At 48.7% G+C, this 20,713-nt stretch carries 14 protein-coding genes; 1 reads left to right on the top strand and 13 read right to left on the bottom strand.

From position 1 onward, the window contains the following. Window positions 1-92: 92 nt before the first annotated feature. The 13 genes from DWZ67_RS01320 to DWZ67_RS01260 form a co-directional block, all read right to left on the bottom strand. Window positions 93-2,444, bottom strand: coding sequence for a TIM-barrel domain-containing protein (locus DWZ67_RS01320; protein WP_207888796.1), 2,352 nt, complete (start codon window positions 2,442-2,444; stop codon window positions 93-95). 85 nt (window positions 2,445-2,529) lie between these two features. Then, window positions 2,530-4,836, bottom strand: coding sequence for an AraC family transcriptional regulator (locus DWZ67_RS01315; RefSeq protein WP_410492074.1), 2,307 nt, complete (start codon window positions 4,834-4,836; stop codon window positions 2,530-2,532). 2 nt (window positions 4,837-4,838) lie between these two features. Next, on the bottom strand, window positions 4,839-6,044 hold the full coding sequence (locus DWZ67_RS01310) for an ABC transporter permease (RefSeq protein ID WP_117720859.1): 1,206 nt from the start codon (window positions 6,042-6,044) through the stop codon (window positions 4,839-4,841). A gap of 119 nt (window positions 6,045-6,163) precedes the next feature. Next, the gene (locus DWZ67_RS01305; RefSeq protein ID WP_120137988.1) at window positions 6,164-6,808 is read right to left on the bottom strand and encodes an ATP-binding cassette domain-containing protein; all 645 of its coding nucleotides are present in this window, start codon (window positions 6,806-6,808) and stop codon (window positions 6,164-6,166) included. A 41-nt stretch (window positions 6,809-6,849) separates the two neighbouring features. Continuing rightward, a complete protein-coding gene (locus tag DWZ67_RS01300) occupies window positions 6,850-8,403 on the bottom strand; it encodes a DUF4836 family protein (protein WP_120137987.1) in 1,554 nt (517 codons plus the stop codon). Between the two features lie 22 nt (window positions 8,404-8,425). After that, complete coding sequence (locus DWZ67_RS01295; protein ID WP_120137986.1) at window positions 8,426-9,124, bottom strand: 16S rRNA (uracil(1498)-N(3))-methyltransferase; 699 nt, start codon at window positions 9,122-9,124, stop codon at window positions 8,426-8,428. A gap of 1 nt (window position 9,125) precedes the next feature. Then, on the bottom strand, window positions 9,126-9,710 hold the full coding sequence (locus DWZ67_RS01290) for a bifunctional nuclease family protein (RefSeq protein ID WP_005832936.1): 585 nt from the start codon (window positions 9,708-9,710) through the stop codon (window positions 9,126-9,128). 26 nt (window positions 9,711-9,736) lie between these two features. Then, on the bottom strand, window positions 9,737-10,993 hold the full coding sequence (locus tag DWZ67_RS01285; protein WP_009038063.1) for a nucleoside permease: 1,257 nt from the start codon (window positions 10,991-10,993) through the stop codon (window positions 9,737-9,739). Between the two features lie 314 nt (window positions 10,994-11,307). Further along, entirely contained in the window at window positions 11,308-12,489 is a 1,182-nt protein-coding gene (locus tag DWZ67_RS01280; protein WP_005826914.1) for a class I SAM-dependent rRNA methyltransferase, read from the bottom strand. 39 nt (window positions 12,490-12,528) lie between these two features. After that, the gene (locus DWZ67_RS01275; protein WP_005826911.1) at window positions 12,529-13,152 is read right to left on the bottom strand and encodes a 3'-5' exonuclease; all 624 of its coding nucleotides are present in this window, start codon (window positions 13,150-13,152) and stop codon (window positions 12,529-12,531) included. A gap of 3 nt (window positions 13,153-13,155) precedes the next feature. After that, window positions 13,156-13,710 carry a DUF5063 domain-containing protein gene (locus tag DWZ67_RS01270; RefSeq protein ID WP_008665189.1) on the bottom strand — a complete coding sequence of 185 codons (555 nt, stop codon included), beginning with the start codon at window positions 13,708-13,710 and terminating at the stop codon, window positions 13,156-13,158. A 64-nt stretch (window positions 13,711-13,774) separates the two neighbouring features. After that, the gene (locus DWZ67_RS01265; protein WP_117748918.1) at window positions 13,775-15,865 is read right to left on the bottom strand and encodes a BT4734/BF3469 family protein; all 2,091 of its coding nucleotides are present in this window, start codon (window positions 15,863-15,865) and stop codon (window positions 13,775-13,777) included. 89 nt (window positions 15,866-15,954) lie between these two features. Then, on the bottom strand, window positions 15,955-18,774 hold the full coding sequence (locus tag DWZ67_RS01260) for a glycoside hydrolase (RefSeq protein ID WP_117748919.1): 2,820 nt from the start codon (window positions 18,772-18,774) through the stop codon (window positions 15,955-15,957). 427 nt (window positions 18,775-19,201) lie between these two features. Here DWZ67_RS01260 and DWZ67_RS01255 point away from each other — a divergent pair, with 427 nt between their 5' ends. After that, window positions 19,202-20,545 carry an ATP-binding protein gene (locus tag DWZ67_RS01255; RefSeq protein WP_005832925.1) on the top strand — a complete coding sequence of 448 codons (1,344 nt, stop codon included), beginning with the start codon at window positions 19,202-19,204 and terminating at the stop codon, window positions 20,543-20,545. The last annotated feature ends 168 nt before the right edge of the window (window positions 20,546-20,713 follow it).

Genomic DNA, 20,713 nt, shown 5'->3' with positions numbered 1-20,713 from the left:
AACGCGGACTATGCAAATTGAATTCTTGAAATTTGCGTAATCCGCGCCTAAAAAATAGTAAGGTAGTTTTGACACGTTCCTCCTTTTTACTGTTACAGCTTTATACTCTTTTTCTTTCCTGCATAGCTTATTGTTTTTCCACCTTTCATCGGCCGGTCTCCCGTACCGGAGTCCTGACCGACCAGGACAACCTTGAACTTGCGGCTTTTCAGCATACCCGGAAAACTACCTTCTCGCTCTTCTATTGTCAGACGACGGGCCTTGTCGTCCCAATGGAAGCGGATGATGGAATAAGCTCCCTTTTCGTAGTTGTAGTTGTCATTTTCGTCCTCGTAGAGGGTGAATGTGCCGTCGGCACCCGGATAGATGCGTATCTCCAGATTGTCCCAATTCTTTTCGGTGGAATACTGTACTTTGGGACCGAACGGCAGGATACTGCCGGCTTTTACATAGACGGGCAGAATCTCTTTCGATACACTGCGGTTCAAGGTCTGTCCGCCCTGCTGTTTTTCGTTACTCCAGAAGTCCCACCAGTCTGCGCCTTGAGGGAGGTAAACCGGCCATTCCGTCACTTCCGGTCGGGTGACCGGTGCTACCAGTAGGGAGCGTCCGAAAAGAAATTCGCCGCCAACTTCATGTGTTTTAGAGTCCGCTGCAAAATCCATCACTAAAGGACGCATGAATGTACCGTCATTGTGGGACACATCCCAGGAAGTGCTGTAAATGTAGGGCAGAAGGTGATAGCGCAGATTAATCATCTTCTCCTGGGCATCGAAACACCACTCGCCACGCTTGCCGAAGTTCCAGATTTCACGGGGCAACTCCGTACCATGTGAACGCATCATCGGGCAGAAAGTGCCGAACTGCATCCAGCGTACATACAGTTCCTGGTATTTGGGGTTCTTGGCTCCTCCCTCCTTGTTCCAGCGTCCGGCAAAGAAGCCGCCTATGTCACTGTTCCAGTTCGGAATGCCCATTAAGGTGTAGTTCAGTGCGGCAGGAATCTGTTTCTCCAGCATGTCCCAAGTGGAGGTCACGTCACCACTCCAGGTGTTGCAGCCGTAACGTTGTTGTCCGATAAATCCGGAACGGGTCAGGATGACAACGCGTTTGTCTTTGCTCAAAGCCTTTTGATGCGAGGCTATTCCGTTGTTGTGCATCAGTGAGTAGGCATTTTTTACACTCCGGTAAGATCCCAAGTGAGTGGGGAGGTCATAGTCCGATTCTTGTCGGTTGATATGGTCGGGCTCTGTAGAATCGAGCCACCAGCCGTCGTTGCCGATGTAACTGAAAATGCCTTTATTCAGATATTTCCAATAAATGTCCCTTGCTTCGGGATTGTAGACGTCGTAGGGGCGTGCGCCACTTTGTGGAGGCCAGGTATCAAAATTGATAATCATGCCTTTGGCATTCAGCTCCTTGCGCTGCTCTGTGTGGGTACCAAAGCCGGGCCATGCCACAATCATCAGCTTGGCATTCAGTTTGTGTATTTCGTCGGCCCACTTCTTGGGATTGGGAAAGCGCTCAGGGTCAAAGCTGTGTGAGTTCCACGCACTGTCCGTCTTCTGATATTCGGGCCAGTAGCGCCAGTCTTGAATCATACAGTCAATGGGAATTTGCAGCTCGCGATACTTCTTCAAGACATTCAGGCTTTCTTCCTGCGTATGATAGCGCTCCTTGCTTTGGAAGAAACCATAGGCCCACAACGGAAGCATGGGGGAGTGTCCCGTCAAGTCGCGCACCTGGGCGATGATGCCGTCGGCGTTTCTGCCATACATGAAATAATAGTCCGCACAGTGTCCCAGGCTCTGGAAAGCGAGTTCCTGCGGAGTATCCATGAATTCTGAAATGGAGTAGTTGTCCCAATATACGGCATAGCCTTTCACAGGCGACATGAAATAAGGAGAATAGGTGAACATGTTCTCGTTCTGCATGTGGTGCATGGAGTTGCGGCGGTTGAATTTGCCGTCCATCACTTGTCCTACTCCGTAGATGGGTTCGTTTTTATCCAATAGGAAAGAGCCCCTTACTTGATAGGAGGGAGTGCCGGCATCATTCTTATCGGCAAAAGAGGTGCCGTAGTCCTTGTCTTTCAGCAGCTCATTGCCGGCGATGGTATGGAAACTGATGCCTCCGGTTGCCGGATTGATAAGAATTTTCAATGTGGAAGATTTCAGCACGGTTTGTCCTGCTTCCTCCGAAAAGTCCACTTTGACCGTTTCGGGTGATTTGACCACTACCAGACTTTCTTTGTTGTAGGGTTTGCCTTCGGGAGTTTTGTAAACCCGCACAATGGAAGGCGAATAGAATTCCACACGGATGTCCATTCCTTGTGTGGTGCATTTCATTCCTTGAGGTGTGCGCTCTGTGTTCTGGGCGGCACACAAGTTTGCAAGCATGGTTGCACAAGTCAGCACGAAGCCGGCTCTTTTCATAAAATTCATTTTCATGGTTCTTTTAAAATTATGCTGCAAAAGTAGCCTTGAATCCCCTTTAGGTGGCAACAATCTTGTTGAAACGGAACAATACTCAGGTTGATTTCTGCATTTTCTCCGCATATTCCGAGGGACGGCAGCCGTACATTTCCTGGAAACATTTGCTGAGATAGCTGGAACTGCTGAAGCCGGTACGCTCTGCGATTTCCGTAATGCTGAGGCTGCCTTCCAGGATGAGTTGTGCCGCACGTTGCAAGCGGATGTTGCGGATGAAGAGGCTGGGGGACTGGTCGAGCATGGCTACCAGTTTCCGGTAAAGTCCGGTGCGTTCCATACACAAGTCGCGGCTTAGCTGCTCTACGGAGTAGCCGGGTACATGCAGGTTTTTTTCCACCAGTTCGATAGCTTTTGTCAGGAAAACAGATTCGGATGCGTCTTGCTTGTTTTCTGTTTGGGGAGGTTCGGTATGGCTATGTACACAAGTTATGTTTTGTCCTTCCGGTGATTTCTTTTGTTCCGCTTCATAACGGTTGCACTGCTCTATCAAGTTGCGGATGCGGAGCAAAAGGATTTCTTCTTTGTGTTTCCGTTCCATCTCCTTCCGGGTGCGGTGTATGTAGAGGTGGATGCTTGCCGCAATGATGGCGATTGACAAGACTATATAGATGACGTATGCAACACCGGTTTTCCACCAGGGGGCATGGACTGTCAGGCTTATCCGGGTCGTTTGCTCTTCATTCCAATGCTTTCCATCGTTAGAGGCCATTACCTTGAAGGTGTAGCTTCCCGGTGGCAAGTTGGTATAGGGAGCTTGGAGAATGCCGTTGCTCTGCTTCATGTTGCCGGCGGTTACCCATTGTGCGTCGATACCTTCCAGCTGATAGCGGTAATGGGTGTGCTCGCGGTTGAAGTAATTCAATGCGGAGAACTCGAGAGTAAGGAAGTTCTGGTTGTGGCTCAATGATATATCTTTCACATAAGGAGAGGCTTCGGGTAGTATAGTCCGGTTTTCATAGCTTCTGCCTGGGAGGATGCATTCTCCATGCACATGGATTGCCGTGAAAACCGGTGGATAGGGCAGACTGGAAGATGGGGGCTCCGGATTGGGGGAAAAGATGTTGCATCCGTCGGCGTCTCCGAAATAGAGCGTTCCGTCATGTGACACGAATGCCGCTTCCGAACCGTACTCCCCTTGTAGCTCTTTGGGCAGGGTGGATGCTTCTACCGGTATGAGTATCCGGTTGCCGTCTTCCTGCAGGTCGAGCTTATAGATAGCTGTCCGGTCCTTTATGAATATGTTGCCGTCCCGGTCTTCCGTAAAGTTTGCTACGGCTGTATTTCTTTCAAGTGATAGGGGGAAATCCTTCTTGTCTATGTGGATGTGCTTATATAAGGCCGGATGGTAGTACAGCAATCCTCTGTTGAATGTTCCGAGCCATAAAGCTCCTTGCCGGTCCTGGAAAATCGTACTGATTTCTGTAGCAAGGACGTTGCCCTTTCGGGTCCTCAAGGTGGGCATGTAGTGGCGTGTCCTCTTTTCGGGGTCAATAATCCAAAAGCCACGGATGCAGCTGATGTATGCTTTCTCATCTGCGGAGATCATCAGTGTATTGAGGGTATACTCTGTTTCCATCAGCTTCTCCCATGCTCGCTTATGGAGGTCGAAATGGAAAAATCCTCCTTTAGAGCCGTTGCGCAGCTGATAGAATCCGTTTTTTCCTCTGAGTATGAGGGAGGTGTTTTGGAATTTTTCTTGTTCCGTTTGGGGATATGCGGCAATGTCATACTGTTGTTTTCCGTTTTTTACATCATAGCACACGATTTCTCCCGTGTCATGGAACAGATACAGAGATTCTTCGTCTGCAGTCAGGTCTTGTATTGTTCCTCGGTCTTCAGACAGTTTCAATCGGAAGGAAAGTTCCGGCTGTAACAGTTCGCCATGGCTGATTACCCAGACGAGCCCCCGTTCGTCCGCAAACAAATCCTCTATGGGATGCTGCATACCTTTCTGTTGAAAGACGGAGTCCAGGTTGGCAATGTATCGCTCGTTATGGAGATTGATGCACATCAGCCGTTGGTAATCCTTTATCCACAAGAGGGAATCACCGCTCAGATAGACATGGTAGAAGCCCTTGTATTGTTTCAGCGGATATATATCTTCGGGGGTGGGCTGCAGGGAGGTGAAGTTGGCTCCATCATACAGATTGACGTTCCGGGTGGTGGTAAATACCATTCTTCCGTCCGGAAGTTGGAGGATATAGCGTATCTGGTTATCACTCAGACCGTGCGAGGTGTCAATGGTAGTGAATAGAAAGTTATTGGCAGAGCTGGGAAATGCCATGCTGAGGCATAATACCAACAATACCATGAACTTTATATCTGTTGGATGGATTTTTCCCATCTTTATTTTCCCCCTTTCCAGATACTGATAATTTTTTTGCCTATTGCCAAAATATTCAGCAGTGATACAGCAAAAAATAATAGGCAACCGGTCAATATACATGGAAGCAGTGAACCGCTCTCCAGTTGCGGGAAGAGGTTTTGGACTACTTCTATATAGTAACTGCGTACCCATATCACACAACCGATGGAGAGGAACAGTACCAGTACATTCAGCCCTACTGTCAGTATATAATAAGGCGTGGCTACCCGCGTCGGGCTATATCCTATCAGCAGCAGGTTTTCCAGTTTTACCGTATTCTTCTGGAGAAGCAGGAAGATACTCAGCATCAGGATGTAGAATGACAGAATGCTGATGAACAATCCTACGCCCACGACGATAGCCGTAATGAGGCGCAGGAAATAAGTTGTCTTTCCGGCATCCAGATTGTTGCCTTCGGTTTCGTAATTCTTTTGCTGGAAATAGTCGGTGATGGCTGTGTCGGTAGGATTCTTCACTTCCACAATAAGTCGGGACGGTTCAGCTTCTTTCTCCGGTGCAAAATTCTTGTTGGCCCAGTCCATGAAGGATTGGGGAACGAGAATGGTATTCAGCCGGTTGGAGAATCCTACAATGTTGCCTTTATATTGTTCCACACGTCCGTTGCCCCGCATCATGATATCCATCTGTACCAGACTCATCAAACCTTCGGAGAGTTTCGGCAGACTCCGGCTTTGTGCAAAGCCAAAGTTATAGAGGTTCAGATAATTGCGCGGAACGATGATGGGAATTACCCGGATATCTTCTTCAAAATGCCATTTGTCCAGACTGACATCCACATATTCGTCGGGTACAGACTCGAAAAACATCTCTGTCGACAAGCGGATACCGGCTTCCTGCATACCGAGTCCGGCAGAGACTTTGAACAAGGAAGGAGTGAACGCGCCTACCGCTTTGGTGAAAGGTTGGGCTTTCAGATCTTTTATCTCATCTTTGGAAAAGGTATTGCTTTTCCCGGCAAAGCTGCCCAGAGTACTGATTTTCTTGGTAGCAATGATATAATCCTTCTTCATGAAACTGTCCCCTTCCGTAAAAACGGGAAGGACGTCACGATAGAATTGCACGCTCAGCAATACAATCATCATGCCGAAGAGGTTGGCGAGGAAAAAGCCTGCCAACTGTCCGACACTGATGTGCTGGCGGAGAAGTTTCCAAACAAGTCGGTTCATATTATTTTAATGTGCTAATGTGGTTAATGTGCTAATATGCCAATGGGCTGCGCTGTATTTACATTGTGCTGTCACGCCGCAGGTTATTAGCACATTGGCATATTAGCACATTAACACATTTATAATTGATAAATTTCGTCATACTCTAGTTCCAGATGCTTACCTATGGAAGTCACTATGATTCCCGCTTCTTGGCGGCTGGCTTCTTCTGTCAGCAGTCTGCCCATGATTGTTCCGTTCTCGTCATCCAGATGGCTGATGGGTTCGTCCAGGAAGATGAAGTCGAAAGGCTGGCAGAGGCTGCGGATAAAGGCGACTCTTTGTTGCTGGCCGAAAGATAGCTTTCCGGCTTTTTCGTTTACCTTGTCGGCAATGCCGATGGCTTCGAAGAGGGTAAGGACTTCTTTCCTTTTTTTGAAATTGGTAAGCCGGTTCTTCAGTTGTATGTTCTCGATGGCGGTAAGTTCGGGAAAGATACGCAACTCCTGAAAAAGAATGCTGAGAGAGTGTTTGCGTATATCTATCCAGTCATTGACGGAGAGTGAACGGATATTGCGTTCATCAAAGTTGATGATTCCCTGATAATCGTGCCGATAGCCGTAAATATAGCTGCAGAGCGATGACTTTCCGGTACCCGAAGCGGCTTCTATGAGATAACGTTTCCCTTTGTGGAACGTAATGTCCCGATGCCATACGTCTGAGGTAATGGCATCACGGTCGGCAAACACTTGAGGTAGTGTTTGCCGTAGGTGAATCCTATTCATGAGTGGTATTAATCCTTAATCTCTAATCCTTAATCCTTAAATTACATTCCTGCAAACTGTTTGATGAAGTCCACAATCTGTTTCAACGCATTTACATCCTTATTTTTCAGTTGCAGGGTAACGGTTGCCTTGTCCTCGGTGCCGACAGCTTCCAGATACGAGATATTGCCGAGCAGCGAGTAATAGGTGCTATACTCTTGTCCGCCGAATCCAACAAGCATTTTTACAATGGGCAGGTCGAGTACGGCTTCCGCATTGATGACAAAGGCTGTGCGCTTTCCTTTCAGACCGGAAGCGAAGTTCGTTTCTTTAACAGACGGGTCAACAGCCTTGCAGACGTTTTTATACAGCAGTTCGTCATTGGTGGCGTACATCTGTTTGTCTCGTATACCGAAGAATATGTTGATAGCGCGTGATTTATAGACATATTCATTCTCATTCAGTTTCACGATGTCTTCGCCGCGTTTCAGTCCCAGTTCGGACTTTTTCTCATAAAGGGCTTTCATTGGAGCATCATTCTTTACGCTGGCATAGGCCAGGAAAGAGGGGTTGCTGTTCATGGTTACATTGATAAGTCCTACGGTCAGGTCATTTTGGAAAGCACTGAACAAGTCCTTCACTTCGGCAGCTTTGGTAATGGAGAAATCGTTGCGGAACTGCTCATTCTCTTGCAGCACATTGTAGAACTTTTCTCCATTGATACCTATGCTGAACAGCGCCAGCGTAGATTTGGGGAAATATTTCAGGAATGTGTTTTCGATGGGGCAAGTGCTTTTGGCCTGCTTTTCGAAGAGGGCTTTCAGTTCTGCATTCTCTGTATAGTTATCTATCTTCAGCTCAATTTTTCCTTTTTCGAAAGAGAGGCTTCCCAGCATCTTCAAGTCTTTCAAATCAATACTCTTGGATATTCCGTAATTCAGCGGATTGGCATAGGCACTCAGCAGACTGGAGGGAGTAATGAGCATGTTAATGTCTCCGTTCTGCTTTTGCATCTTCTTGAAAGCAGTATTGCTGTTGATACTGTTTTCTTCCGTCTGTTTCAGTAGGGCGGGAATTCCCTCCTTGACTTTTTCCAGTTGCGATGTGCCGGTGTAGTTCACCACCATAAGCGTGGTAGGAGTGAAAGCGAGCAGTGCCTGCTTGTTGATTTGTACAAAGCTGTAACCGTCCGCTTCTGCCACGTGGCTGCTTATCTGTTCTTTCTCCGTAACTTCCAGTAGTTTCAGCAAGTCATCCTCGTTCTGAACCTTGGCTACCATTGTTGTGTAGGGGAACGAGGGAGCATTGAAGATATAGATGGGCGCATGAACGTCCACTCCCGATTTGGCAGGGTCTTTCAGTACAGCCTCCATTTGTTGGAAAGTGGCTGCATTCATATCGCTTTTCAAGGCATCTGTCAGCTTTTGCAGTGCTTCTTTAGTCTCTTTATCTTTGGTACCGGCCTTGTCTGCCAATGATTTTAAATTGACAGCGATGACTTGCGAGGCATCGGAGGGAATCACATTGGTATATTCCGACTTTTTGGACGAACAAGCGCTTATCAGCACGATGAGCATTGCCAGTACTGAGAAGTGGAAGAATAGGTTCTTTTTCATATAGTTTTTGTTTTAGTGAGTATCATTGATTCTGTAAGTTGAGGATGTGGCAGGCAACCAGTGCCGCCGTCTCTGTGCGCAGCCTTGATTTTCCCAGGCTGATGGGGATAAACCCGTTTTCCGTCGCCTTCCGGACTTCCTCTTCGCTGAAGTCTCCTTCAGGACCGATTAGTACGAGAGCGTCCTCTCCGGGATGTACCATATCCTTCAAAAACGGTTTTTCGCCTTCATAACAGTGGGCGATGAATTTCTGACCCGGAAAAGGCTGTGTGATGAACTTGTTGAAGTCTGTCATTTCATTCAGTTGGGGCAGGCGTGCCTTGAGCGACTGCTTGATGGCAGAAACCAGAATTTTGGAGATGCGCTCCGTCTTGATGACTTTCCGTTCCGAGAAACGGCAGTTCAGGAATGTCAGTTCATCAAACCCTATTTCCGTCGCTTTCTCGGCAAACCACTCTGTACGGTCCATGTTCTTGGTAGGTGCCATGGCAATGTGCAGATGACCTTTCCACAAGGGGGCTTGCGGAAGGGTTTCCAGAATATTCACCAGGCAGCGTTTGTTGGTAGCCGTACTGATTTCGGCGCGATAGAAGCAGCCCTTTCCGTCTGTCAGCATAACCTCGTCGCCTGCTTGCAGGCGTAAGACCCGTACGGCATGTGCTGCTTCCTCTTCGGGCAGTTCTGCGTGGGTCTGTATGTCGGGAGTATAGAATACGTGCATGTTACAAATTGTTTTTGAGTTGGTTGATTTGGTCTCTTATCTGTGCGGCTCGTTCGTAATCCTCTTCTTCGATTGCTTTCTGCAGGGCTGTTTTCAATATGCCTATTGTGTCTTCCTGCAACAGTTCGTCTTTGTCCGGCTCGCTGCCTCCCATAGGGTCGGTGGTGCTTTCGCCGGTTTTCAGACATTCTGTTTCGAGAATCTCTTCGTAGACAAAGATAGGAGCATTCATGCGCAATGCCAGGGCGACGGCATCGCTGGTACGGGCATCAATCCGGAGAATAGTCTCTTCGGCTTTCATGTAAAGGTAGGAGTAGAATACTCCGTTGTCTACTTTATAGATAAGAATACGCATCAGTTTTACACCCAGCACCTCAAGAACGGAAGCAAATAGGTTATGGGTCAGCGGACGGGGCGGTACAATACCTTTCATCTCGATGACCATAGCTTGTGCTTCGGTGGCACCTATAATAATCGGAAGCTGGCGTTTGCCACCCACTTCACCCAGTACCAGGGCATAGGCACCCGCTTGCGCCTGGCTGTTGGAAATGTTTAGTACTTGTAGTTCTATCTTTTTCTTATTCATACCTATTAAATCAACCTGACTCTCAATCAGTTTTTCTCTATTTTTTCCGGATTATGTTTATAGCGGAACACCATTCCAAATAGCAGACCAATGACTAAAGCATATCCTGCAAAGATAAGCCATACCGGTGTCCAGTCGCGGCTTACCAGTCCTCCGCCTTCGGCATATACCGAGAAGGCATCCACCACGGCTCCGCTGGCATAACCTCCGATGATGGCTCCCACACCGTTCGTCATCATGAAGAACAAGCCTTGTGCGCTGGCACGGATACTGGGATGTGCCTCCATTTCTGTAAACAGCGAGCCCGATACATTGAAAAAGTCAAATGCCATGCCGTAGACAATCATCGAGAGAATGAGCATCCAGAGTCCGCTTCCCGGGTCTCCGAGGGCAAAGAGCCCGAAACGGAATACCCATGCAAACATACTTATTAACATAACACGCTTGATTCCGAAATGTTTCAGGAAGAAGGGGATGGCAAGGATAAACAGCGTCTCACTCATTTGCGAGATGGAGAGCAGGATGACGGAGTGTTTTACACCGAACGAATCTGCATATTCGGGTATGGAAGCAAACGAACCCAGGAAAAGGTCGCCGTATGTGTTTGTTATTTGAAGGGCGGCTCCCAGCAGCATGGAGAACAAGAAGAAGATAGCCATCTTCTTGCGCTTGAACAGCACCAGTGCGTCCAGTCCGAAAGCGGAGAGCATCGTTTTTCCTTCGCTGCGCATGGGGGGGCAGGCTGGCAAAGTGAAAGCATAAAGTCCCAGCATGGCTGCCGATATGGCTGCCACATAGAGCTGTGCCGAACTTGCCTTGAACCCGGTGAGGTCCACAGCCCACATGGCACAGATAAAGCCTACCGTTCCCCATACACGGATGGGAGGGAAGTCTTTTATCAAATCCATCTTATATTTTTCCAATGCATTGTAGGATACGGTGTTGGCCAGAGATAGTGTAGGCATGTAAACAAGCATGTTGAGCAGCATGGCCCAGTACATGTGGTTGTATGTGGTGGCAGTTGAAGCATAAATCAGAGCACCGGCACCGATGAGGTGGAGTATGCCATAAAGGCGTTCGGCGTTTATCCATTTGTCGGCGATGATACCGGTCAGTCCGGGCATTATCAGTGAGGCTATACCCATGGTTGCAAAGATTGCTCCGATTTGTCCGCCTTCAAAATGTAACGTACCGCCCATGTAACCACCTAATGAAATCAGCCATGCTCCCCAAACGAAGAATTGCAGGAATTGCATGGCAGTGAGTCGGAATTTGATGCTCATAATATTAGCTTTTTATGTTTTGAATTATGTAATAGATGCAAATGTACAATGAGACTAGGAGAAAAACAAGTTCTGTACGGCTTTTTCTTCAACGAAAGAGATTAATGAGGGATGGGTTTTGGGAAGGAATGTATTATAAAAAAAGAAGGGTATCTATCCCAGACACCCAATCTTTATTAACCTTAAATCTAATACCATGAAAAACACAGTGCAAATATACACGGTTTATGTTATATAACATGCTGTTTTGGCGTATTTCTGCTTTTTATTAACTCTATTTAAGAAAAGCAGGCTAACAAAGCCTGCTTTTTCCTTTATTCTACATATAGAACCAGTCCTTTCAGGTATTCCCCTTCCGGATGATAGATGCTGACCGGGTGGTCGGCAGGTTGCGTCAGTTGGTGCAGGATGCGTACGCTGCGGCCGGACATGGCAGCGGCTGTGAACACGGCGGTGCGGAAGTTTTCTTTGCTGACGGCTTGCGAGCACGAGAAAGTGAAAAGAATACCTCCGGGCTTGATTTTTTCGAAAGCCTTGACATTGAGTTTGCGGTAGCCTTGCAGGGCATTGCGCAGAGCATCGCGGTGCTTGGCAAAAGCAGGAGGGTCAAGAACTATCAGGTCGTATTGGTCGCCCATGCGGTCAAGGTATTTGAAGGCATCTTCTGCATAGGCGGCATGGCGGGTGTCACCCGGGAAGTTCAGTTCAATGTTCTTGTTGGTCAAGTCGATGGCTTTGGCGGAGCTGTCCACGGAATGCACCAGTTTGGCGTCTCCACGCATAGCATATACGGAGAAGCCGCCGGTATAGCAGAACATATTCAGTACGCTGCGGCCTTTGGCATAACGTTCTAGTAGCGAACGGTTCTCGCGTTGGTCTACGAAGAAACCGGTTTTTTGGCCTTTCAGCCAGTCGATGTGGAACTTCAGGCCGTACTCCATGGCTACATTGTCCGTGCTGCCGCCTTTCAAGAAACCATTCTCCGGATAGAGGTCGGCCTTGAAGGGAAGGGTCGTCTCCGATTTGTAATAGATATTGTCAATCTGGCTGCCCATCACTTCGGTAAGGGCATCGGCAATGGCCATGCGGTCGAGGTGCATGCCGGCAGAATGTGCCTGCATCACTGCGGTACGGGCATAAATGTCGATAACCAGCCCCGGCAGGTTGTCTCCCTCCCCGTGCACCAGGCGATAGGTGTTGTTTGTCGGGTTTCCGGCTATGCCGATACTGCGGCGCATGTCGTATGCTATGCTGAGTTTGCGTTTCCAGAAGTCCGCATTGATTTCTTCTTCTTGACGGAAGGTCAGTACGCGTACGGCGATACTGCCAATCTGAAAATGCCCTTTGGCTATGAATTCCTTTTTGGACGTGTAGATTTCAACAACTTCCCCTTCTTCGGGCTCTCCGTCGAAATGTGCGATGGCGCCGGAAAACACCCACGGGTGAAAACGCTTTAATGACTCCTCTTTATTGGGTTTAAGGTATACTTTGTACATATATATAATGTGATTAATGTGGTAATGTGATAATGTGCATCACATTACCACATTATTATTGGCTTCTATCTCAAAATCTCCTGTCCGTTTCAGTTCTTGCAGCTTGTTGTAGATGTTGAGGCATGCCCAGGCATCGGTGGCGGCATACAGTTTCTGCGGTTCGGTCAAGGTTTCGGCTTCCCAGTTGGAAAGGCGCTGGCTTTTCGAAATCTTTTCCCCGAAGAGGATGGCGTATATCTTCTGCAGGCTTTTGTCCTGGATGCCGAAAGCGCGGACATATTCCTGCAATTCGATGCAGGCATGCTGTTCGAAGGGCGCGCGTTTGTGCAGCATCATGAAGTCATCCCGCAAGGAAAGGCCTACTTTCGTTACGCTTGGGTTTTCCAGCAATGTGATAACCGGCAGAGTCAGTCCCGTCAGGTTGAGGCGGAACAGAAAGCAATGTTCCTCTGAGGAAATCTGTAGCAGGGCCACCTTGTGTATCTGTCCTTTTGTGAACGATGGACGGGTTTCACTGTCTATGCCCAGCAACGGGCAGGACTTCAGATAGGCGACTGCCTTTTCCGCTTCCCACGGTGTCTGTACGACATGTATCTGTCCCGGAAAGGCGGCTTTGGGCAGGTCTTTCACTGTTTCTTTATCTATTGTTCTTTTGATAACCATAATTTAATATTCAAAGTCTGCGGTTTCCTCCTCTTCATCCTCGCCTTGCGCATACTTCACCTCGTGCAGGGCACGCAGGGTGTTGACAAGCTTCTGTCCCCAATGGAGGCGGAAGTTTTCCTGGCAGATGGCAAGCGAATCGTTCATCGTCTCGTTGAAACCCAGCTGGAATACGAAGATAAAGTCCTTGATGTCCTGGTATATGTCGGCCAAGTCTTCGGAAATGTTCCTGGTGATGGGCTGGTCGCTATACTTCATGTCAGATACGAATACGTCCAGGTAGTCGTCTTTCTCGGCCAGGATATTGGCGAGATTCATGCGGAGTACCTCATAGGTCTCTTCGGTGACGAATGTTTCCGGCGCCTCGTCTCCTATGGTTTCGCACTCGGGCAGCATGGAGGCCTTCAGGTAGAGCAGCGGAAGTATTTTTAAGGAGGTATCGACGAACGCGGAACGTTTCACCCCTTCCGCTTGTTCCAGAAACTTGCAGAACTCGGCGGCTACGGTCACAAACTCTACGGCATTCCGGTCGAATATCACTTGACTTTCTTTTTTCATATCTTCTTGATTTGAAACGCAAAGATAGCGCAAACCGAAAGTAGAAGCAAATTAATTGGCAGGATTATTCTTTTTTCACTACATGATATTCTGTTCCTCTTGTCTTCCGGCGGCTGCTGATGCCCAGTTTGTGGAGTGCACGTCCGAACAGAGCCACTTTATTGATGGACAGCCGGTCTTTGGTCTTGGTTTGCAAGAAGGAGAGAATCTCCATAGGGGTCATCCAGTCTCCTTCCTCTTCATTTTCGGCGGGATGGAAGTGGCAGAGGAAGAGCTGTTCCAACGGTGTGGGCTGTTCAAACTCCCGGTTGGTCTGTTTCAAGATGGCTTCGTCGGAATCGTCCAGCCAGTAGCGTTCACCTTTGGCTATGGCATCCATGGCTTGTGCGTAGAGTTGCCGGTAGTTGATGGTGACATTGGTATGGATGGGGCCGGTGACTTCGATGCAGATGAAACGGCGGCTGCCGCTGGGGTCTGTCAGCAGGTCTTTCTGGTTGCTGGTGGCTATAAAGGAGGCGTAGCGTCTTATTTCCTGGATGGCGGTGCCGTAAGGCTTGCGCAGGTTTACCACGGGTTTCTGCAGCAGATGCTTTAGAAAACCTTGCTGATTGACGCTGATTTGGTCGAATTCGTCGATGTTTATCAGGAAAAAGCGGCCGAGGCTCCGCTCTGCGTCCTGCTTGCTTTTGAAGTCGATACTGTCGGTATATCCGAAGCGCAGTTCGGGTGGCAGCAGGATGCGGCAGAAGGTACTTTTACGATAGCCTTGGGCTCCGACCAGTAGGGGAGACGTGTTGTTTCCATGCTGACGGTCGATGTTTTGCCAGTGCGCCGTCATGCTGAGAAACCAGCGGTAGAAGAGTTCCCGCCAGTACGGATTGTTGCAGGGGACGAGGTCGGCCAATGCGCGGATACGGTCCTTGCCGTCCCAATGTCCGGTGCTGTTCAGATATTCTTCGATGGGGTTGTACAAGGGAATGGCGTCCGAGTTGAGGTAGCGTGCCACATCTCTGTCCCATACGCTGATTCCTTCTTTCAGGGCATTCTGTCCGATACTGCTTCTTACCCGCTGGTCGGCAGGGCGGAAATGGAAGTGTATGGAGTCCCGTTGGCGGAATTCCAATTCTCCCAGCACGGTGTTCCAGCGGAACTCATAGCGTCTGTTCATGAATTCTTCCAGGCGGAAGGCGGTGATTTGGTCGCGGGTCATGCTGCTGCGGGTGCCGAAGCCTTTGCATTCGCGGTAGAGGTTGTGCAGGGTCATGCGCACCAGTTGTTCATCCGCTTCGCGGTAGTAGTGCATCATGACTTGACGTACTGCCTCTTCTTCGGGAATGCCGGCTTTGTAGCAATGCCCGGCAAGCAGGTAGAGCAGGGGGCGAAGGTCATCGCCCCGTTTCCAGTTTTCCAGCTCTTCGAAGGTACGGTTCAGGGCGGCTTCGAAGAGGATGGAGAAGGTTTGGGAGGCCGGATAGCCGGGGGCAATACGCATCAGCGGGTTTGCTTCGGTCTGTTTCCGTTGGCCGAAGGTGGGCTCGTCGGGCACGGACAAAGGCTGTTCCAGACAGAAAGGGACGGCAGACGGATTGTAATAGGGACGGTCATCGAGCGTCATGCGGCAGCTTTGCTCCACGGCAGGTTCTTTCAGTGTGACGGGGTAGGGGAGCAGGGGCTGGTAACAGTTTACGGCGAGCCGGTAGGCAGCGGTATGAAACAGCCTGATTTTTTCTTCCTGCCTGGGGCGCGAACCGTCGGGGGTGGCAAACAGTACCCATATTTTTACGCTTCGTCCGCTACTTCCGCAAAAGGCGGCAAAAGTTTGCGGCAGCAGGGCCGCCTGGCGCTTTACTTGCTCCACTTCCACGGCATTGGCCAGGTGGTTGACTTCAATCTGTACCAGTCCGTTGTAGGTTTTCAGGTATCTTTCCCCCTCTTTGCTGCGGGCATATTCTGCGGCAGGGCAGATGCGTGGCAGTTTGTCTATGCAGGGGTAGTGTCCGTTGCTTCCGGTGATGTGAGGAATGAGGCTGCGCAAGGCGGATATGTGTCCGGCTTTGTTCTCGGTTTTCATCTTCTCCATCAAGGTGCCGCTGGGCCATGTGCTGAATGTCTCTTTGCCGGTTTCACGAGCGGTGCGTATAAGGGTAAGTTTCATGGGGTGCTTGCTGTATTAAAGTCCGCAAAGCTACTGAAAAATGACGGGACAGCCGAGGAAAAGTGGAATTATGATGAAACTTCTCATATTTATTCCGGCTGTACGTCGTAATCCGACTGGTTTTTCACGCCGACAATGTCTTGCTTCCTCACCTCGGTTGTTAATATGTGCTGCAACTGCTGTGAGGTCAGCGTCTCGGTGGGAGAGAACTCAGCCGACTTCATATAGCTTAAAATGGCATTGCGCAGCTGACCTCCTTCCGGAGTGTGGCGAATTGCTTCGAGATTGCTCATACAAACCAATACCTTACCGTTGTCTACGGCAAATTCGAACAGCAAGCCTAACTTGTGGTTCCGCTCCACATTGTCTACTACTTGGATAAGCGGCTTGTATTCGTGGCGTGTAGCGTTCAGAATAAAGGGGCGGGCATGGCGTACGATGCTCCACCATTGCCAGTTGCTATGGCACTCGGTGGGGAACTGCCGGAACAAGGGATGTTTCTCGTCCATCAGCAAGGAGAGGGTGCCCGGCGAAACTTCGCGGCCGGCGTTTTCCGAAATGCTTTTGAACATGGCATAGTTCCAGTAGTCAGGAGTAAAAAGTCCGCCTACACTCTGTTCTTCAATGGCTTTGTGGTCGGGTATAAGCAGTATCTTCCCTCCTTGGCTCAGTCTCTTTCGCGCCTCGTCATCCAAGGACTGACAGATGAAGATGTCCGCTTCGCTTTCCGGTGTCCGGTCGGGGTATACCCATAAGTTATAATAGTTATGATAATTCCCGGTGGTCAGTGTCAGTCGCAATTGGGCAGGCTTGTCTATTTCGGTAAGGGTGCTTTTCAACTCGCCCACCTGCATTACTTTTCCTTGCTCTACATGGGCGGGGACTTTGCCTTCGCGAACAAAAGTTACGCTGTCACTCAGGCTTTCCAGACGCCAGCATAATGCATCAGACCATGGTTGCTCTTCGTAATTTGTCAGGGCGAGTCCTATGTTCAGCTCTTCTTTGTTGCTGTAACAGTAGGTGTCCATAAGCGCCAGCGGTACCACCGGAGCACAAAAGCCGCGGAATGTTTCGGGAGTGACAATGCCTTTGCTGTCCATGAAAGCATCCAGAATGCCTACCAGTGCCGAGCCTTGTCCGGGAAAGTCTTGAAGGTCGAGCATCTGGAATCCGCCTAAACCGGCAGTGCGCAGGCCGTATTCAATATCAGCCTTGTAGCATTCGACGGCAAACCGGCCGGTGGCCTGATGGAATGCGTCAATCTGGTTCTGCAGTCCATTTTCATTGAGCCGGTCACGGAATATCTCCAAGTTATATGGATGCAATACGCCGGTGTATTTCTCCAACTCCTTGTAGTCGGGATAAATTTGGAACTGTCCGGTTTCGTGACTGATGACCGGTCGGGGAGATTTCGCTATGGCAGCAGTATAATCCGCACGGGTATTGGGACGGGTGTTGTTCAAGATACCTCCCTTTTCGGCATCGACAAAGGCAAACGAACTGCGTACGTGCGTTGTATAGCCTTCGCCCCCTCCTACCCGGCAGGTTGTCAGATAATCTTCACCGTCTATGGCACCTCCCCAACCCAGGAAGTTGTTGGAACCGAACGAATAGAGATGGCGGTTGTCATGTTTTCTGAATCCGTCCAGCCAATTGCGCATCAGGTCAACGTCGCCACCCAACTCGTTGCCCAGTCCCAACATGGTGAATGAGGGGTGATTGCCCATGTAGCCGAGGGTCATATAGGCTTCGTTCAGCAAGAAGTCATTCAGGCGATGGTTGTCCGGTGAAATGCTTCCCCATAAAGGCAACTCGGCCTGGAAATAGATACCCTCGATGTCGGCAGCGGCAAAAGCGGCGCGGGGCGGGGTGTAGGAATGGCAACGGTAGTAGTTGATGCCATAACTCTTGGCTGTTTGAAAAACTTTTCGCCAGGACTTTACATCCATCGGCGCATATCCGGTAAGTGGGAATACGCAAGCGTCGTGTTTGCCGCGCAAGAAGGTCTTGAAGCCGTTTATGGTGAACTGAGTACCTTCGGTGGCAAAGTCGCGCATACCGAAATCTGTTATTATATTGTCTTTACCCTCGTTTGTGGCAAGGGTCACGTTCAGTGCATAAAGTGTGGGGTGGAATTCGCTCCATGTCTGCATCCGGTTGCCCATGTCGAGCACCAGTTCTATCTTATTTTCACCTTTGCTCAAGCCGACTTGTTTTTCCATGTCCGGCAACTGGTGTTCTTGTTGGGTGTTCCACGTCTTGGCAGAAAGGGTCACTATGCCCGATTGCTCTGAATCGCTGTATATGTTTACATGGATGCGGGCCTTTTTCTCCTTTACAGATGGGTAGACTTGTACCTGCTCGAGATAGGTGTGTGGGGTCGCTTCGATGTAGAAATCGCCCAGAATGCCGTTCCAGTTGGTTTGTGTGCCGTCGGTCCAGGCATGCGAGCTTTGGATTTCGGCTGGTACGGAGCTGGGGGAATTGTCAATGCGTATCTTTATATGGTGGCTGCCGGGTGCCAAGGCCGGCAGGCTATAGCAGTGAGGTGCATAGATATGTCCCAACGTGCCTATACTGTCTCCATCTATCCAGAGAGTGCTGGGTTTTGTACGCTCCATGAAAAGTATCAGGCGTTTCCCTTCCATCTGTACGGGAATTTCAACATCTTTTTCATATTCTACGATGCCGGAGTAGGGATAAGTCCGTGTCAACTGGGAGGTTACATTGGTGGGATGCCTGCCGTCTCCCAACTTGTTTTCATCCGTCGTACCGGGCAATGTGCAGTTCCCTAATGAACTGTTCCAATTTCCTGATAAATCGATTCGTTCTCTTATTGTCTGGAATTCTTTTTTGTCTGTACATGATGCCAGACATGCCAATAAGCATAATACAATGAAATTTCTCATAAACTACCTGTTTTTCATGGCCGGTGATTGATTGACCGGTTGCAAATATAGGGCATTGCTCCCGTCTCTCTGTATACAAAATGTTTCCAATTATGTGACGGGATGTTTTTTATTGCTATCTTCATGCTTGATATTAGTGTTGTTGAGTGTTCGTCATTATAACCAATCTTTTCACCATACGTCGTTACTCTATTGATTTTTCCGTGTGCTGCAACCGGTAAAAGTTTTTCTGTCTTTCAATCTTGTTCTGCAGTTCCTCTTCGGTGGGCATATAAAGCATGCATTTGGATACTGTTACTAAATTGGAAAAACGGCAATTTGTGTAGGCGTAAATCTTGGAAAAGTGGCATAAATCCTTTATATTTGCAATGGAAAAGAGGCATAGTGTGATTATTGCATTTAATAATCGAATAAACAAGAATAGGTTATGATAAAAAGAAAGATAGATGATTACATTCGCAATTACTACGAAACTAACCGTAACGCCCTGCTTATTACCGGAGCACGACAAATAGGTAAGACATATTCCATTCGTCAGTTCGGTAAGACGTTTAAAAGTTTCATTGAAGTCAATTTCGTCGAGATGCCCGAAGCGGTGGATTTGTTCAAGGGAGCAAAGAGCAGCGGTGATATTCTGCTCCGTCTATCGGCAATCACCTCCGTGCCGCTCATCAAGGGTGAAACGCTCGTCTTTTTCGACGAAGTACAGCAATGTCCCGATATTGTTACGGCAATTAAGTTTCTGGTGGATGACGGTTCGTATCGTTACATCTTGAGCGGTTCGTTGCTGGGCGTAGAATTGAAAGACCTGCGCTCGGAACCGGTTGGCTACATGGGTGTAAAGGATATGTTCCCACTCGATTTCGAGGAGTTTATTTCGTGTGTGGGTATAAATGACGCCGTTATCGGGGCATTGCATGAGGCATGGCGGAATCGCACTGCCGTCGATGAGTTTGTCCACGGCAAAATTATGGAGCTGTTCCGGCTCTATCTTGTTGTGGGCGGTATGCCTGCGGTCGTGAGCAAATATCTCGAGAGTAACAACCTGCAAGAGGTGATGACTGTGCAGCAGGATATCATTCGTCTGTACAAACGTGACATCGCCCAGTATGATCCTAATAACAAACTCTACATCGAGGAGATTTTTAATCTTATTCCCCCTGAGCTAAACGCTAAAAACAAACGCTTCATACTGAAACGATTGAATGAGCACGCAAAGTTCGACCGGGTCGAGAACAGTTTTTTATGGCTGACGAACGCGGGCGTGGCGCTACCCGTCTATAATGTGGAGGAGCCGAAAATGCCGCTCCTGCTTGCACGTTCACGCAATCTGTTCAAACTCTTCCAAAGTGATATCGGACTGCTGGCCAGCCAATATGCCGAGGGCATTCAGATGCGGATTATAAAAGGTGATAAGGACATCAATTTCGGTTCAATTTACGAGAATGCCGTAGCGCAGGAGTTGGTGGCTCACGGCATTGTTCCCTACTATTACAACAACAAGAAGCGCGGTGAATTGGATTTTGTTATTGAGCTTGAGGGTAAGGTACTGCCTATTGAGGTAAAATCAGGTAAAGATTACGAGACACACCGCGCTTTGTCCAACATCATGGATTGCGAGGAATACGACTTCTCCGAAGCAGTTGTGTTCAACAACGGTAATCTGCGCGTCGCAGGTAAGATTATCTATGCCCCGATCTATATGGCGATGTTCTTCGAGAAAAGCAATGTTGCTCCGACTTTTTATAAAGTGGATTTATCGGGACTGTAAAGTGTTCTATTCGGAAAATAATGCTTGCTATTGAAAAAGATTAGCATTCCTTTGCCAGGCCCCCTGCTTTTCATTATCTTTGCCTCTGTAGTTTGTAGTTGCGCACAGTCGTGGAATGTCTTTCTCATAGTTGTGAAGAAGGTGTATCACAAATATGAAGAAGGTAAA

The organism is Bacteroides sp. AF34-31BH, assembly GCF_003602795.1.
Classification (GTDB): Bacteria; Bacteroidota; Bacteroidia; order Bacteroidales; family Bacteroidaceae; genus Bacteroides; species Bacteroides uniformis.
This window is presented reverse-complemented; position numbering and strand designations above follow the sequence as displayed.

Bases quoted from the DNA above. Each gene is read 5' to 3' on its own strand.
- DWZ67_RS01320 (WP_207888796.1), bottom strand. From the start codon at position 2,444: ATGAATTTTATGAAAAGAGCCGGCTTCGTGCTGACTTGTGCAACCATG.
- DWZ67_RS01315 (WP_410492074.1), bottom strand. From the start codon at position 4,836: ATGGGAAAAATCCATCCAACAGATATAAAGTTCATGGTATTGTTGGTA.
- DWZ67_RS01310 (WP_117720859.1), bottom strand. From the start codon at position 6,044: ATGAACCGACTTGTTTGGAAACTTCTCCGCCAGCACATCAGTGTCGGA.
- DWZ67_RS01305 (WP_120137988.1), bottom strand. From the start codon at position 6,808: ATGAATAGGATTCACCTACGGCAAACACTACCTCAAGTGTTTGCCGAC.
- DWZ67_RS01300 (WP_120137987.1), bottom strand. From the start codon at position 8,403: ATGAAAAAGAACCTATTCTTCCACTTCTCAGTACTGGCAATGCTCATC.
- DWZ67_RS01295 (WP_120137986.1), bottom strand. From the start codon at position 9,124: ATGCACGTATTCTATACTCCCGACATACAGACCCACGCAGAACTGCCC.
- DWZ67_RS01290 (WP_005832936.1), bottom strand. From the start codon at position 9,710: ATGAATAAGAAAAAGATAGAACTACAAGTACTAAACATTTCCAACAGC.
- DWZ67_RS01285 (WP_009038063.1), bottom strand. From the start codon at position 10,993: ATGAGCATCAAATTCCGACTCACTGCCATGCAATTCCTGCAATTCTTC.
- DWZ67_RS01280 (WP_005826914.1), bottom strand. From the start codon at position 12,489: ATGTACAAAGTATACCTTAAACCCAATAAAGAGGAGTCATTAAAGCGT.
- DWZ67_RS01275 (WP_005826911.1), bottom strand. From the start codon at position 13,152: ATGGTTATCAAAAGAACAATAGATAAAGAAACAGTGAAAGACCTGCCC.
- DWZ67_RS01270 (WP_008665189.1), bottom strand. From the start codon at position 13,710: ATGAAAAAAGAAAGTCAAGTGATATTCGACCGGAATGCCGTAGAGTTT.
- DWZ67_RS01265 (WP_117748918.1), bottom strand. From the start codon at position 15,865: ATGAAACTTACCCTTATACGCACCGCTCGTGAAACCGGCAAAGAGACA.
- DWZ67_RS01260 (WP_117748919.1), bottom strand. From the start codon at position 18,774: ATGAGAAATTTCATTGTATTATGCTTATTGGCATGTCTGGCATCATGT.
- DWZ67_RS01255 (WP_005832925.1), top strand. From the start codon at position 19,202: ATGATAAAAAGAAAGATAGATGATTACATTCGCAATTACTACGAAACT.